Origin of the sequence: Microcoleus sp. D3_18_C2 (genome assembly GCF_036702395.1) — a bacterium.
GTDB lineage: Bacteria > Cyanobacteriota > Cyanobacteriia > Cyanobacteriales > Microcoleaceae > Microcoleus.
Window position 1 is genome coordinate 40781 of sequence record NZ_JAUBTG010000002.1, and the last position, 16761, is coordinate 57541.

The 16761-nt window shown below is 45.1% G+C and carries 9 protein-coding genes; 3 read left to right on the top strand and 6 right to left on the bottom strand.

The genetic code is table 11. The features are described 5' to 3' along the window. Nucleotides 1–4: 4 nt before the first annotated feature. Together QUA88_RS01490 and QUA88_RS01495 are read left to right on the top strand one after the other, a co-directional pair. Entirely contained in the window at nucleotides 5–4198 is a 4194-nt protein-coding gene (locus QUA88_RS01490; protein WP_333269858.1) for a tetratricopeptide repeat protein, read from the top strand. Next, nucleotides 4191–6092: a tetratricopeptide repeat protein gene (locus QUA88_RS01495; protein WP_333269861.1), complete on the top strand. Its 1902-nt coding sequence runs from the start codon at nucleotides 4191–4193 to the stop codon at nucleotides 6090–6092. The genes QUA88_RS01490 and QUA88_RS01495 overlap by 8 nt, the downstream gene beginning before the upstream one ends. 575 nt (nucleotides 6093–6667) lie before the next feature. On the opposite strand, the gene lpdA is transcribed toward QUA88_RS01495, so the two are convergent. After that, complete coding sequence (gene lpdA, locus QUA88_RS01500) at nucleotides 6668–8104, bottom strand: dihydrolipoyl dehydrogenase (RefSeq protein ID WP_333056495.1); 1437 nt, start codon at nucleotides 8102–8104, stop codon at nucleotides 6668–6670. 445 nt (nucleotides 8105–8549) lie between these two features. Here lpdA and QUA88_RS01505 point away from each other — a divergent pair, with 445 nt between their 5' ends. After that, nucleotides 8550–8828 carry a hypothetical protein gene (locus QUA88_RS01505; RefSeq protein WP_333209194.1) on the top strand — a complete coding sequence of 93 codons (279 nt, stop codon included), beginning with the start codon at nucleotides 8550–8552 and terminating at the stop codon, nucleotides 8826–8828. A gap of 613 nt (nucleotides 8829–9441) precedes the next feature. On the opposite strand, the gene QUA88_RS01510 is transcribed toward QUA88_RS01505, so the two are convergent. From QUA88_RS01510 to QUA88_RS01530, 5 genes are all read right to left on the bottom strand, one after another. Beyond that, nucleotides 9442–11724, bottom strand: coding sequence for an AAA family ATPase (locus tag QUA88_RS01510; protein ID WP_333269864.1), 2283 nt, complete (start codon nucleotides 11722–11724; stop codon nucleotides 9442–9444). A 187-nt stretch (nucleotides 11725–11911) separates the two neighbouring features. Beyond that, nucleotides 11912–13489, bottom strand: coding sequence for a polysaccharide biosynthesis/export family protein (locus tag QUA88_RS01515; protein WP_333233570.1), 1578 nt, complete (start codon nucleotides 13487–13489; stop codon nucleotides 11912–11914). 131 nt (nucleotides 13490–13620) lie between these two features. After that, nucleotides 13621–14337: a cyanoexosortase B system-associated protein gene (locus QUA88_RS01520; protein ID WP_333269867.1), complete on the bottom strand. Its 717-nt coding sequence runs from the start codon at nucleotides 14335–14337 to the stop codon at nucleotides 13621–13623. Then, nucleotides 14337–15212, bottom strand: coding sequence for a cyanoexosortase B (crtB, locus tag QUA88_RS01525; protein WP_333056500.1), 876 nt, complete (start codon nucleotides 15210–15212; stop codon nucleotides 14337–14339). Before crtB ends, QUA88_RS01520 begins: the two co-directional genes overlap by 1 nt. A 289-nt stretch (nucleotides 15213–15501) precedes the next feature. Continuing rightward, nucleotides 15502–16641 carry a DegT/DnrJ/EryC1/StrS family aminotransferase gene (locus QUA88_RS01530; protein WP_333269871.1) on the bottom strand — a complete coding sequence of 380 codons (1140 nt, stop codon included), beginning with the start codon at nucleotides 16639–16641 and terminating at the stop codon, nucleotides 15502–15504. Between the last annotated feature and the right edge of the window lie 120 nt (nucleotides 16642–16761).

Sequence of the window (16761 nt, forward strand, 5' to 3'; positions counted from 1 at the left end):
AATTATGCCCTCGATTGAGAAGATGGAAAAGGCAGCGGTTGATTTGAGTCGGCAAGCAGAAGTTTATTTAGCCGAAGGAAGGTTAAATGAGGCAGTTGCTGCTTGCGAGTCAGCGTTGAAAATTGAACCGAATTTGGCGGCAGCTTGTCAGACGCTGGGAAAGGTGATGCAGGTTCGAGGTGAAATCGAGCAAGCTAAGCAGTGGTATGAAGCGGCGATCGATCGCAATCCAAATTTGCCGGAAGTTTATGCTAATCTCGGCATTTTGTATTCTCAGGGGAAACAGTGGGAAAAGGCGATCGCCAATTGTGAAAAAGCGATTTCGCTAGCGCCGAATTTTGCTGCTGTTTATCGGCAGTTGGCGAGAATTTGGACGCAGTTGGAGAAGCGAGAAGAGGCGGCAGACTGTTGGTATCAAGCTTTTAATATTGAGCCGAATTGGGCAACTGCTGAGGAGCACGTCACTCTGGGAAATAGTTTGGTTGAATTGGGAAAGTTCGATCGCGCTATGGAGTGTTATTCGCGGGCAATTAAGTTAAACCCGCAACTGGCAACAGCTTATCACAATTTGGGGGAAATGCTGATTGGCCAAAAACGGTGGGATGAGGCGATCGCCAATTACCGACAAGCCATTGCCATCAATCCAAATTCTTTTGAATCTTACCACAGTTTGGGTAAAACTTGGGCGGAGCGAGGAGAATTAGATCGGGCGATCGCCTGTTACCGCAAAAGCATCGAACTCAATCCAAATTATGCTCGTGCTTACGTGGGTTTAGGTAATGTTTTGGTGCAGAAGCGCGAGTTGGATGAAGCTATTAAATGTTACCGTCAGGCTCTTGAAATTAATGATAATTCCTACTGGGCATACAATTGTTTAGGGGAAGCTTTGGCTCAAAAACAACTGTGGCCAGAAGCTATTATTTGCTACCGCAAAGCTATTGAATTAAATCCCAATATTCCTTGGTTTTATGTCAATTTGGGAATTGCATTAACCAGTGAACAATCCTGGGATCAAGCTGTGGCTGCTTACCTGCACGCGGTTCAGATTGAGCCGAATTTGACGGGAATCAATCAGAGGTTGGGATATGTTTTGCGGAAGCGCAGCGAATCGGGTTTAGACAGCACAATCGCAACTTATTGTCAAGGTATCGAGGTACTTGCCAGCGGGAAAATTTACCACAAATTGCTGGGAATTGAGTTAGATGGAGCAGAGTTTTATATAAATTTAGGCAATATTTTAGCGAAACAAAAGCTGTTGGAAGGTGCGATCGTATTTTATAGCATGGCACTGAAGATTGAACCCAATGCTGCGGAAGTTGTTGCAAAACTCCAGGAGGTTCGGGCGAAACAACATGAGTTATACGCACAAATTGCCACTTACCGTCGCCAAATAGAAATCGATCCGAGCAATTCTAACCCTTACAACGATTTAGGAAATATTTTACCCCAATTAGGGGAATTGGAAGAAGCAATTATTTGCCACCAAAAAGCGGCAGAATTGAGGAGTTGGCCTGAGTGTGCGGCGAAAGATTATCAATTTACCCAAGATTGGTTTACCCACAATATTCCTATTTGGAAACGGCATTTGCAGGAATTTACCGGGATTACGGATTTTCAAGTTGTGGAAATCGGCAGTTTTCAGGGAATGTCGGCTTGCTGGCTGCTGGATAATATTTTAACTCATCCGACGGCAAAGATTACTTGTATTGATTTGTATTTTCAACAACATTTTAAGGGCAATATTGTTAAAACGGGAGCAGCCGATCGGGTAATTGAATTAGAAGGTTACTCTCAAGATTTGTTAGTGAATTTAAATTCGGAATATTACGATGTTGCTTACATTGACGGCTGTCACAAACCCACAAGTGCTCTGCAAGATGCGATTTTATCTTGGAGGTTGGTGAAAGTTGGGGGCTTGATGATTTTTGATGATTACGAGTTTACGTTTCCCGACAGCCCGGAGCAAGATACTAAAATTGGGATAGATGTTTTTTTGGAGATGTTTGGAAGTCAGTTAGAAGTAGTACACAAAGGCTATCAACTGATTGTCCAAAAAATCGGCAATCAAAGTTTGGGCGCCGAGCAAACTTTGTTGTCTCTTGGTTGGGAAAAGTTGGGGGATATTGCGGCAAATGCGGGTTATTTGGATGAGGCGATCGCCCGCTATCAAACAGCTATTAAAATTAAGTCGGGCAACTACTTAACTTACCACAAGTTGGGTAAAGCTCTGCAAGAGAAAGAACTGTTTGACGAAGCTAGGGCAGCTTACCAACGGGCGATCGCACTCAACCCTAATTTTAGTTGGTCTTACCACTTTTTGGGGGAAACTTTGCAGGCGATTGAGGAACACGAGGAAGCCGCTGCTGCTTACCGCAAAGCTATTGAGTTAAATCCCAATTTTTGTTGGACTTACAACAATTTAGGCGATGTGCTGATGGAGCTTTCTGAGTGGGAGGAAGCTGCTGTTGCTTACCGCAAGTTAGTTGAACTAAATCCCGATTTTTGTTGGTCTTACGACAGATTAGGTAAGGCTTTGGTTGCACTGGAAAATTGGGGAGAAGCTGCCCTTGCTTACCGCAAGTTAGTGGAACTCAATCCCGATTTTTGTTGGTCTTACGACAGATTAGGTAAGGCTTTGATTGCATTGGAAAACTGGGAAGAAGCGGCGGCGGCTTACCGCAAAGCTATTGAATTAAATCCCGATGATTGTTGGTTGTACAATTGTTTGGGGGAAGTTCTGGAATTCCAAGAAAATTGGCCCGAAGCAGCAGTGGCTTTTGGTGGTGCTATTGAGCTAGAATCCGATCATAGTTGGCTGTACAAAAAGTTGGGTGATGCACTGCGGAATCAAGGGGAATTGGAAAGGGCGATCGCAATTTACGAAAAAGGTATCAATCTCGATCCAAAATCCTGTTGGTGTTACGAAGGATTGGGTTTGAGTTTAATGGCTAAACAGCAGTGGGAACCTGCAATCGCTAATTTAGTTCAAGCCCTGCAAATTAAACCCGATTTGTTTGAAGTTTACGATAACATAGGTTATGCTCTGGAACAAAAAGGAGAAGTCGATGAGAGCGAGCGGGGAGAATACAGCAATCAAATCTTACCCTTAAGAATTCTCAAAAAATACTGTGGGTTTACAGAAGATTTGATCGTTGCAGCAGAATCGAATCCGCACCTCACCTGCATTGACATCCATCCTGCGAGTCAAATTAATTTATCTGATTCCAAAACAATCGACAGCAGCCACAGATTTTGGGAGCATCAAAGTCATTCCAGAAAAGCTTTTGTTGCCGTATTGCCAAACGGACGAGCTTGGGCAGATGTGGTGACTACCGCCGTGATTACTTCAAACAATAAACTTGTTACTGATATTTCAATGGGTTGTGCTGAATTGGTAATCACTTCCGACAAATTGCCTCCCGCTGAACACGTCGATGGAAATGTGGCTTTTTTATCTGCTCGCTGGGGTGGAGCCGCTTATTTTCATTGGATGTTTGATGTGATTACGCGATTTGACCTTTTGCAGCGGAGCGGATTGATAGAAACTATAGATAAGTTTGTTGTCAATGCCTCGGATTCTTCCTATCAAGCAGAAACTTTAGAGATTTTAGGAATTCCTCAAGCTAAAATTTTAGAAAGTCGCTGCAATTTACACATTACCGCTGATAAATTAATAGTTCCTTCAATATCTTATGACGGATCTGGGGCAGTTTCAAAATGGAAGTGTGAATATCTAAAACAGACATTTTTAAATGAAAAACAGCCACTAAACACAGACTATTCAGAGCGAATTTATATCACCCGTAAACAAGCATCTTATCGGCGACTCGTCAACGAGGAAGAGGTAATTAAATACTTAGAAAAAATTGGGTTTCGCAGTGTCAAGTTAGAAACGATGTCGGTAGGGGAACAAGCATCATGTTTAGCTGCTGCTAAAGTAGTTATCGCACCTCACGGAGGGGGGTTGACTAATCTAGTTTTTTGCAGTCCGGGAACCAAGGTAATTGAGCTTTTTTCTCCCCTTTACGTGCCGCATTGTTATTGGATGATTAGCAATTTGTGCAGCCTGGAACATTACTATTTACTTGGCGAATTGGTGGATGACAAAATTCAGAAATGTCCGGGACATAAAGATATGCGGGTGGATTTGAACTCGCTGGAAAAATTACTGAGTCTTGCAGGAGTTTTGCATGGATAATAACTACCACAATTTGGGTAATTCCCTGCAAGAAAGCGGTCGGTTTGATGAGGCTGTTGCTGCTTACAAAAAAGCTATTGAATTAAATCCTAATTTTTCTTGGTCTTATCACAGTTTGGGCGATGTTTTGCTGAAACTTGAAAAATGGGAGGAAGCTGTCGCTGCTTACAAAAAAGCTGTTGAGTTAAATCCATATTTTTCCTGGTCTTATCACAATTTGGGCGATGCTTTGCTGAAACTTAGGCAATGGGAAGAAGCTGCTGTTGCTTACCGCTGCGAGATTGCACTCAAATCTGATTTTGCTTGGTCTTTTTGCAATTTAGGCGACGCTTTAACTAAACTCAAACAGTGGGATGAAGCTATCGCTACGTATTTAAAAGCTATTGAAATTGACGGAGATTTGCCGGGAAGTTACGAGAAGTTGGGATACGCTCTCGGACAAACAGAGTCTGATTTAAACTTAGTTTTAGAAGAATGTCAATTGCAAATTACACCGGAAAATAGGGATTTTTATTTGCAGTTAGGAAAGAATTTAGCCAAGTACGATCGCCCAAAAAGCGCAATTATTTTTTACCAAATGCTCTTGACAAAATTGCCTATTTGTGCAAGTCTGTCAGCGGAATTGGAGGAGTTGTTGCAGCAGCAAGAAAAGTGCGATCGCGCATTAGCGTCATCTCGCGCAACTGTCGCCCAAAAACCAGATGATTGCTGGTCTTATTATAATTTAGGTGCTGTTCTGAGCCACCAAAAATATTGGGAGGAAGCGGCGGCGGCATTTTTCCAAGCAATAGAAATAAATCCCGATCTTCCTTGGTGGTTTTATTACAATTTGTGGGAAGTTTTTGTTAAGCAAGACAAGTTAGATGAAGTTGAAAATTTGTGCCGCGAAGTTGTTGCAGCTAAACCGGAGGCTTTTTGGCCTTATCTGAATTTGGGCGAAGCTTTGACGAGGCAAGGTAAAATTGCTGAGGCGATTGATTTTTATCGAACTGTCAGTTACAAACAAAGTTTGGCATCTATTCTCAGTAAGAGAACAGGCAAGATGCCTGTTCCACAAGCAGATACAGGCAAGATGCTTGTTCCACAAGCAGAGACAGGCAAGATGCCTGTTCCACAAGCAGATACAGGCAAGATGCTTGTTCCACAAAATTGGAACTTAAAAGCCGTTAAAGTTCCTAACTTTATAATTATTGGTTCTCAGCGGTGCGGGACGACTTCTCTGTATACTTATTTAGCTCAACACCCGCAAATTTTGACTCCGATTAAAAAGGAGATGGATTTTTTTTCGTGGCACTTTGACAGAGGGATTGATTGGTATTTGGCTCATTTTCCCCCAATGCCTTCGGGAGAGGAATTTTTGACGGGCGAAGCAAGTCCGAGCTATTTTGACTATCGGGAAGCACCGGAACGTCTCTACACCGCGTTTCCAGAGGCTAAGCTGATTGTACTTTTGCGAAATCCGGTCGATCGGGCGATTTCTCAATTCTACCGCTTGACTGACTTAAATTGGGAAGCGCGATCGCTCGATCGAGTAATTAGCGATGAAATTGAACGGTTGAATCAAAATCCAGAATACATCATCGGCGAGGAACCGGGGAATTATTTAGCTCGCGGTAGGTACATAGAATTTATCAAAAACTGGCGGACTTTCTTTCCCCAAGAACAGTTGTTAATTTTGAAAAGCGAAGATTTTTATGCAGGTGCGGCGACAACCGTCAAGCAAGTTTTAGAATTCTTAGATTTGCCGGAATATCAATTGTCTCAATACCAAAATGCTAATCCCGGTTCTTACCAGCCGATCGATCGATCGGTTCGCGACAGGTTGAGCGATTATTTCCGACCTTACAATCAGGAATTAGAGCAATATTTTGGGAGGCAGTTTGATTGGGAATAAATTTGAGCTAAAATTAGCTTCTTCGTTACTTAAAATCGCGAATTAAATAACTTACAATTTTAATTGTTATTGTGAGATGGGCGTCCCGCCCGTCATGAGTGGACGGGCGGGACGCCCATCCCACTTTCAAGAGTGGAAGTTATTTAATTCTCATTCCTTACTATGCTAAATCAATAGTTAAATCAGTAAAATCAATTGAACAAATATGTCAAAATGCCAATCAAGTCCTTCTCAGGCTTGACATTTAAGCGAGTTTGATTGTTAACTATAAATAGTCACTCTTAGTTTGGGGGAGCGAATTATAGTCATCACCACAAAAAAGGTACTAAAGTTCTAACAGAGCTTCTGAATATACAAGGAATTAAAGAATTAAAGCCCAAACCCTACTCCCCACAAAAAAACTTACTCTTTGTGGAACAGGCAGGAAAGCCTGTTAAGCGAGAATGCTAAAAGATGCAATTGCGAGCACTTTCATCTCCTTTAACTTGCTCTACCACCGCCCTAAAACAGAATACTTAAATCCCCGACTTCTTCAAGAAGCCGGGGATTTAAAACAATAAAACTGCCCCTACAAATTAATGACTACCCGCTCCAGCCGCCCGTTTAAACGCCTCATCAAGCACTTCCGAAAGCGTCGGGTGAGTGTGAACTCGGAATGCTAAAGTATTAACAGAATCGCGCTGGGCGATCGCATTTGCCGCCTCCTGAATCAAATCCGCAGCGTGCAAACCGAAAATGTGAACTCCCAACAACTCCCCAGTATCTTTCCGGTAAATCACCTTAGCCATACCGTCAGTTTCACCCTCCGCAATAGCCTTAGAATTTCCCTTAAAATAACTCTTGACAGAACCGACCTCAAACCCTTCAGTTTTTCCTAACTCCTTCGCCGCAGGTTCAGTCATCCCCACATAGCTAATTTCCGGGTGAGTAAACGCCGCCGCCGGGATACTCAAATAGTCAACTTCGCGGGCACGATCGCAAATATTTTCCACTGCAGCAATTCCCTGAGCAGACGCAGAATGCGCTAACATCATCTTGCCATTAACATCGCCGATCGCCCACAAATTTTGCACCGGTTCTCCCGCCGCCAAAACCTGCATCTTATCGTTAACTGGGATATAACCGCGCATCGTTTCCACGCCAACAGTTTCTAACCCCAAATTCTTACTCACAGGAACCCGACCAGTTGCTACCAAACAAGCATCAACTTCCAAAACTTCGACAACTTCCTTAGTTTTGAAATCAGCTAATTCAATAATTACCGGCGAACCAGGAGTAATCTTCTTCGCCAAAACACCCACTTTTGTTTCAATATCGCGGGGTGCAATTAACACTCGTTCTGCCAACTTAGCAATATCCGGGTCAAAAGTCGGCATCAATTGGTCTAAAGCTTCAATCATCGTAATTTCGCAGCCCAGGGCCGTGTAAATATCCGAAAACTCCAAACCGATATAGCCGCTACCAATAATTGCAATCCACTTCGGTAGCGATTCCAACCTGACAGCATCATCGCTGGTAAATACAGTTTTGCCATCAATTTCTATCCCAGGGGGGACGAAGGGAACCGAACCGGGAGCGAGAATAATATCCTTGGCGGTAATAGTTTTCTCGCCTTTATCGGTTTCGACGGTAATTTTTTGAGCACTGGCAATTTTGCCCCAACCTTGGATGACATCGACGTTCAAACGTTTGAGGCTGTTAGTCAAGTCGCCACGAAGTTTGCTAACAATAGTATTAGCGTGATTGGCGATCGCCCCGCGATCGAAATCCACACTGCCCAATTGAATACCCAAAGTCTTTAGGTGGTGGGCATTCCGCAAATCTCGCACCCGCCCGGAAGCCGCCAACAGCGCCTTCGAGGGAATGCAGCCCCGGTTGACGCAAGTCCCCCCCATGTCCCCTGCTTCGATAATTGCCACTTTCAGCCCGCAGCTAACCGCGTGTATGGCAGCCCCGTGTCCGCCCACGCCAGCGCCGATAATTGCTAAATCGTAATCAAATCCCTGAGTCACCTTAAAATCTCCTAATGCCTTTGAAATCTTAGGACTCAAGCAAAAAACACCGTATTTCCGTCCTTTCGGGGTGGCGCGTTGCCATCGCAACCCTTGAACAGCGGTAATAGTTGCATAAGTCCTGTCTCCTTATTCTCGACTAGACTAGGGTTAATTAGACAACGAAAGAGCCCTAACTGAGATTTTTTCAGGGTCAATGATTTTGAGCTGGGTCTGCACCAAGTCTCAAATCACTCAGTAAGCGGGTGTAGAGTTAAATATAGTTTGAAGGCTGACAATGCCCGCAGCAGGTTTTATATGGGGCAGCAAGTTCAGCCACAGGCATTCCCATCGCCCGGTTAAATTCTGTCCTCCTGCTTGTTTTAGTCGGTTTTCATGTCTAATATCTGCACGCGCCGGGGCGGACAGAGTTTGTTGGCAAATTTTAGACCCTATGGAGTGGCTTATGACGGATGACGACGACCAGAAAGATTTACGCCGGGCCTCGGCTCAATCATTTTTTGAGTCCCTGGATGAATTGTTCGATTCTATAGAATCGAACAGCACGCAAGCTGCACAACCGAAATCTCCACCGCCTCCGGCTAAACCTTCGAGTCAGTCTTCGAGTTTGCCGAAGAAGACTAGACCTGCGAAAATTAATTTGTCGGATTTTGAAGATGCGATCGCCGATTTGGAACAGTTTATCCAGAGTAAACACTCCAAACGCCCGGAATCCAATCAATAGGACGATGACACATTTTCAAGTAATGACTGTTGACTGTTGACAAGCGAATTTCAAAGGTGGTACCCGCCACGTGATTGATCCGTGGAATCAATCCAAAATCTCAAATCTAAAATCCTCAAGAAAGAGCATTTATCTCGCGCAAGTCAATCTAAAATCTAAAATCTAAAATCTAAAATCTAAAATCGATTGACTGTTGACTGTTGACAAGCGAAAAATTTTAGATTAATGTTCACGATCCCAGATGAATCTGTGGAGTCAATTTTTAATGTCAAATTCGGCAGCATAGGAATCATTCATCTCTCTGCTCTCTGACTCTGTGATCTCTGTGTCCTCTGCGGTTTAATCATTCCAAAGCAACCAGAATTGATATCAATCTCAAATCTCAAATCTCAAATCTCATAGAATAGAAATGATTCATCTCTCTGTTCTCTGACTCTGTGTTCTCTGTGTCCTCTGCGGTTTAATCATTCCAAATGCCACCGGAATTTATATCAATTCCAAATCTAAAATCGACTGGCTGTTAACGGTGCTTTCGGCTTAACCTGCTTAGGTTGCACCTACAAAACATTCACATTTGCTTGAGGATGGCTTTACAATAATCAAGCCTGATAAATTATCTAAATTTACTATTAATAGCCTTATTTTTAGGCTTTGAGTGCTGCGGTAATTGCCTCGATCGCACTTCGATCGCCCGATCGCCGATCGCACTCACAGGCAACTCCCATTCATCAATATCAAGATCATTGCGGAACTTCACCGGAATATCAGCACCGTTAATAATCGCTCCCAACAGCCGCGGCCCAGATTTATGCGACTCGTCATCCTCAGATTCCAGCAACTGATCTGCAGCCTCAGACAACATACTAGACAAAGTGTAACCAGGCCGCGCCACCAAAATCATACCATCCGTGTACGGTTCCAGCGTCAGCGCGTCGTTGCACTCGCTCAAAGCCGGAGAATCCACAACCACAAAATCAAAGCGGTTGCGAACATCCTCAAACAATCTCCGCATTTCGCTGGATTCTAGTACGGCGGAGGCCTGTCGCAAAAAGCCGGGACTCGGCACTACGTATAGGTTCTCTACCTCTGGAACCAAAAGAACGCACTCGCTAATATTGCCGTAATAGTGCAAAGGTTCCACAGTCGCCAGAGGATCAGCGGCGATTTTCAAAGATTCAACGTTAGAAGCCGATCGCAAATCTGCTTCAATTAGCAAAGTCCGTTTACCCGATCGAGCCGATGCAATTGCCAAATTGTAAGCACTAAAACTTTTCCCCTCCAAAGGCGCCGCCGAAGTCAGCAACACCACCTTCACCGGTTTGTTCCCGATCCGGCGCAAATTAGTACGCAACCGCTCGTAAAACTCCAAATAGGGAGAATTTGCCTCCAAGGCGAGCGGCATTATTTCATCGCCGTAGGAATCAAACACCGTCACTTCAGGCAAAACTGCCAGTATCGGCACCTCTTTTTCCACCAAAGCCGCCCGCACTTCTTCCCAACTGTAAAACTTGCCGTTGAGCATCCCCAACAAAAATATCAACCCCCCGCCCAACAGCAATCCCACAAAGCCGCCCACCGCCAGCATCACGGGCAAACCTCTCTTGTTTGACTCAACGTCATCAGTTTGCGGCAATTGGGCGATTCTCAAACTCCCCGTTGTCTCAGCTACCGCCGCCTCAGCATCTACCAAAGCCGACTGCATCTTGTCGTAGAGAGCTTTTTTGAACGCCACTTGCTGGGCTAACCGCGCTTGTTCTAACTGCTTGTTGGGGATTGTCGCGTGTTCCCGACGCAATTCTTGTTCAGTTTTCTCGATTCCTTGGAGTTGCTGTTGCACCGTATCCCGCTGCGTTTGCAAAGCAATCAAAGTTTGAGCTAACTGCTGTCTAGCCGGATCTAAAGAAGAGTCTACCCGAATTCGATCGGCACTTCTGAGCGGAGCCGCCACCCCGTTACCGCCTAGTACCTCAGACTGCCGCTGCTGCAACTGCTGCTCAAAAGCAAGTTTTTGTTTAAGCAATTCCACAATTTTCGGGTGTTCCTCCTGCAAGTCGCTGCGGAGAATTTTGAGCTGAGATTCGATCGAAAACAATTGCACTCGCAGTTGGGCAATAATTGGATCGGCAGAGAGTGCTTGAGCGACGTAAGCTTGCTCCACATTCAATCCCAAGCGATCCTGCAAACTGTTAATTTGAGCTTCAATTCCTCCCAACTGCACGCGGAGTTGCCGCTGCTGCTGTTGGCTGCTGGTAATCGCTTGCGGCAGTGCACCGCTCTGAGCTGCTAAAATTGAAGTTCCTTCTCGTTTTTCGTAGGCTTCAAGTTTTGCTTCCGTGTCTCTAAGTTCCTGAGTTACTGTCGGCAAACGCTTGTTAATTTGGGCGATCGTCTCACGCAGTCTAGAAGTATTAATACTTTTGCTGTGTTCCACCATTTCGTACATCAGCGTCTTTACTACCGCTTCTGCTTTTTTGCGATCGGCATTTTTATACAATACTTGAATCAAAGCGCTGGGGTCATTATTCTTACTGGGCATTTTTATCTGCACATCTTTTCCCAGCTTTTTAGCCAAAGCTTCTACTTTTTCCGCTTCTTCTTTGTTTAATTTTCCTTCGGGTTTGATGAGTTTTTTCGCTGCTGGTTCAACCACCCTTGTATCCAGCAGCATATCTTTAGTTATTTCTTGTCCTTCCTGTTGGATTTTAGTAGTAGTAGATGAAAAAATCACGCTCGGTCTGTCGTAAGCAAGCGTACCTATTGCAACGTAAACTGGCGCAGGCTTTGGCTGCATGGCAACTACCCCCGACACCCCCACAGTCACCGCGAGAGTAGCCAGTCCCACCCACTTGTATTGGTCGAAAGCAATTAAATAACGTTTAACAACTGATAAAGTCATGACGATTTTAGATTTTAGATTTTAGATTTTAGATTGCTAAGTGTTAACGATAACTAATGATTGCGGACTAATTCTACAAATCCCCCAAAAACCTTAGAACTTTCGGTCGGTGATTAAAACCCATATCGCCTAAGTCATTCTCCATCTTAAATCTTAAATCTTAAATCTTAAATCTAAAATGGTATGACTACCTCTCATTACGTGATGGGCCAAACAAATCTGTTACCCCATTTCTCAACTGCTCAAAGAACAGAATAAATCCCAAAGTATCCCGGAATGGTCGAGTAAAAGTATTGATTACATAACCAATGCGCTCTACCAAATTCCTACCAATCACAATCACATCATTATCTTCGAGCATCGGGTTCTGAGAAACATTGCCCTCCAAAGCAGCTTTAGCATCTATCGAACGGTTGATTGCTCTACCTTGCTTTTCGTCGAACCGAATCAGGGCTATTTTTCGCAAGTCAGCAAGATTAACAGGCAAGTTGTTGAGAGCATCCAAAAACCGACTGCCATTTTCAACATAGAACGAGGTCAAACCACCACTAGCGTAACTCAAAACTCGAACGTAGATCCTGGGCTTAATCAAAGTAGACCGCGAAACCAGAGCTTTATCGTAGTCTAGGTTTTTGGTACTAGCGTCCAATTCCGGGATGACAATCACATCTCCCGATGCCAAAGGAAAATCGAACAAATCGTTACCGTTTGCTAGGGGAGTGTAGAGGTCGATTGGTTCCTCCACCGAGGAGCCGTCCATCAGCGTCCGCCGCACTCGCACCTCCCGCAAATCGGCTTTTCCCGTGACTCCCCCCGCAATCGCCAAAGCAGCCGAAATTCGACCAGAACCCGCAGGAAGCGTGTAAAAACCCGGTTTGCTGACTTCTCCGGTGACAGTGATTTGGACGGGGACAGCAGCAGCAGCGAGGCTGTACCTGGACGCCAAATCTCGATCGGAGTTGCGATCGGGCGTAACCTGTTTATACGGTACGACGATCGCATCTCCATCTTCCAAACGCAAATCCGGTGGAGCAATACCAGTTTGCAACGGTGTCAAAATATCAACAACTTGCTCCGCCACAGCACCGGAAGGCAGAGTCCGCCGCACCCGCACCCCTCGCAGTTCCGCCGTAGGATTAGTCCCAGCAGCCGCCGCCAAAGCCGCAGGAAGCTGGGGAGTTTGCAGCGGATAAAAACCCGGTCTGGCAACTTCCCCCGTCACCGTCACCACTACGGGGCGCTGAACCAGCAAAGCAGCCGAGACTTGAGGATTTTTGATAAATTGACCAAAGCGCTCCCGGAGGCGCTGCTGTGATTCTTCGACAGTAAGACCGCGCACATTTACTGTTCCGATTAGCGGCAGTACAATTACCCCTTCAGGGCTGATTGCACCTGTAAAACCTAGCTCAGGGAAGCGCTGAACTTGAACAGAAATCTGGTCTCCCGGCCCCAGGCGGTAGGGCCGATTCCGAAAAGCTGGGTTAATATCCCGGTTGAAATTGGCAGGCGGCGGTGGCGGTACAGGCGGTGGCGGTGGCGCCACGAGTCGCTCGTCTCTGGGAACAACAGATTGAGCTAAAGCCGTTTCCGAAAAATTTTTGCTATTAAAACCCCAGAATACAGCAGCAAAAGATAGAGTCCAAACAGTGGAATGCAGGCCTGCCAAGTAAAAAGCGAGGCGATTTTTAATAGTGGATTTTTGCCGCATTTTCAGAGGATTTAAAAAAGTAATATTTTGAATAATGACCTGATTTGTAAGTTTCATCTAAATATAGCGACGACAAAAAACAATAAGATATTTTCGTGCGGGTTGAACTAGAATATTGACTAGGAAGCAGTAGATTTTGGCAAAACTCGCCCACGCCCTAGGCTGATTTATTTGCACCTACCTGCTTACTAAAACCGAAAAGTTTCTGTAATTAATTTAGCCTGGACACTTTCGGCAAGAGATTCCAGCAATGGTTGAGCTATCTTAATGTCGCCCTGGGGTTGAATGGGAAGGATGATACTGACAGCAACCCAAGAGGCGCGGCGGTTCGAGAGTCTAGCAATGCTGTCTTCCCAAAACCAGCGACTGGTTGTTGGAGAACCCCCGTTAGGCCAAGCGTACCACTGCACGACAGCAAAAGTTTGTTGGCGAGTCCAGCTTCGGAAAAACCTCGCCTCGACAGTAGGCGGTGGCTGGCCGGGTATTGGTGCTAATTTAACTGTAAACCTCAAAGTGCGATGAGAATCGGTTTGCCATCGGTGAAATCCATCGATATCTAGCCATTCTACTTGGGGCTGGTTTTTGGGGTAATTTTGAGGCAACAGCAATAAAATGGCAATTGTTTTATCCTTTTTAATTTCTTGAACTAACCATCTGTGAGTGCCAATTTGGACGTTATTCTGAACGGCTATAACCTGCCACCCAGGAATTTTTATCCCGTTTTGGCGTACACTTCTTAATTGCTTGAGGTTGGCAAGGGTTGGCGGGTTTGTCCAAGGCCACCTTCCCGTCGCGTAGCCGGGAATTGCTACTGCCCCAACTAATACCAGCAAAAACACCAGTACCATAATTTTAGATAATTGATACCGCCGCAGGAGTTTCTGTGCTGAAATCATCTGTTTCATTAATTGCCAGACTGACTTGGGAAATACTTTTCCATTCCGTTGAGGAGAAGTACCAATAACCCTAGTATACAAGCAGAATATAAATCTCCGCCCCATCCGGCGTGCAGCCAAGTAAAAAGCGCCTCTCTGTCGGTTCCGTGAAAGTAAGTTAGCAAAGTATTGCGAAAAATGTTGGAAGTGATGCTAATAATGGATGTAATCACTAAAAACAAAAGACTTTTTTTGCCCGAGTTCCAAACTCCCGTCCAATCCAGCAGAATTAAGCTAACGTAAAGACTGGTAAACAGCATTTTCAAGCCTGCACAGTGTGGAGCAACTTCTACAATGCGATCGTTCACGTACAGATAAATTTCTTCCACTCTCACGTTGATACCAACCTTAATTAATATCCAGCCTGATGTTTCAGCAATGAATTGCTGTAAGGGCAAGGCGTAGGGTTCTATGAGGTAAGGAATGTGGTTTGGCGAGGCCAGAAATACGAATAAAAGCGGCATCGCCTGCAATTTTAAGCCGGGAATTCCTTTTAAAGATAAGCAAATGCTGGCCAGCATTATGGGAAGGGATAAATTTACTAAATCGCTCAAGCGACTCAGATAAAAAAGCGTGGCTAGTACCAGCAAAAAGCCTCCCAAAGGATGCGGTGAATTGGGCAAGTTGCGCCAGCACTTTCGGTTCATCCAAGCAATATAAGCTGCGTAGGGTAAACCAATTAGTCCGTGGCTGAAATATTCGTGTTCGAGGCTGATGGTTTTGTTGAACCAGCCGTCGTACCAGTGTACTAGCAAGGGGGCGTACAGCAGCACTAGGAGCGCCGTGATACCTTCCCCCAGGAGGTATCGCTTGAAAACAATGCGAATTTTGCGCTGGATTTGCATGGTTTGAGAAGTTTTAAGATTGCCGCGCTGGATTCGCAACGCTTTGGGGTTTTAAAGTGTGAGTTAAAGATTTGTTAATTCCCGACATCAGGCATCAATATCAATAAAGGACTCTCGCGCAGGGTGGGGGCGGGTTTATTTAACCTGTCTGCACCCTTTAAAGCTATTGGTGAACCCGCCCCTACGGGTTTTTGATATGGGTGCCTGATGTGAGTTAATTCGGAACTTAAATGCTTTTATAACTGCACTCTACTGCTGGAAACAGGTTCCGCATAACTTTTATGAACAATTAGCAATTCAATGATAGTACGATCGCCCGAACAACTTGCTCGATCTGAGTATTGCTCAATCCGGGATACATTGGCAATGATAAAATTTGTTGGCACAGGGTTTCTGCGTGGGGGAAGTCGCCCGGATTGCCTAAGTTTTGGTAGGCGGGTTGCAGGTGACAAGGTACGGGATAGTGTATACCTGTTTGAATGCCGTGTTGGGCGAGTTTTTCCTGAAGGGTGTTGCGGTTGAGCGAGCTTTTCTCCGTAATTTGGATAACATAGAGGTGATAAATGTGACCGCTGCTGCTGTGGTTGGCGATGGGTACAATGCCTTTGCGTTTCAGGGGTTCTAATAGACTATTGTAGTGTTGGGCGGCGGCGGCGCGATCGCGATTCCATTTTTCTAAGTAAGGCAATTTAACATTGAGCACGGCGGCTTGCAAATTGTCGAGGCGGCTATTGGTGCCAATTTCTGTGTGCAAATATTTGCTGGGTGCTCCGTAATTGCGGAGAGTTCGCATTTTTTCTGCGAGCTCTGCATCATTAGTAATTAACATCCCGCCGTCGCCAAAAGAACCGAGGTTTTTGCTGGGATAAAAGCTGAATGCTGCTGCTTTTCCAATGGAACCCGCGCGGTATCCTTCTCTTTCGGCTAAGTGCGCTTGGGCGGCATCTTCAAATACGATCAAATCGTGGCGGTTCGCAAAATCTAAAAGCTGTCCCGGCGATACCATTTGACCGTAGAGGTGTACGGGAATAATTGCTTTAGTTTTTGAGGTAACTGCTGTTTCGGCTGCTGTGAGGTCAATCAGGGCGGTTTCCGGGTCGCAATCTACAAGAATAGGTATAGCTTTGGCTTGGAGGACGGCGATCGCGGTGGCGATAAAAGTGTTAGCGGGTATGATAATTTCGTCGCCCGGATTAATGCCGCAAGCTTGGAGTCCCAGAGCGATCGCATCTGTTCCGCAAGCCACTCCTACGCCGTATTTTACTCCAGAAGCTGCTGCAAATGCTGTTTCAAATTCGGTGAGTGCTTGGCCTAAAATAAAGTCTCCTTCCTGGATTATTTTTCCCATAGCTTCTGCTATTTGGGATTGGATTGGTTGGTGTTGCAGGGAGAGATTTACAAAGGGAACTTTGGGCTGGCGGTTACTCATACATCAGAGGGATACGAATTATTTATATTAACATTTAGGTGCGGAGATATTTTAATTTTTTTTTACCGCAGAGGGCGCAGAGAGCGCAGAGGAAAAGAGGAAGAGAGGAGTAAGCCTCGC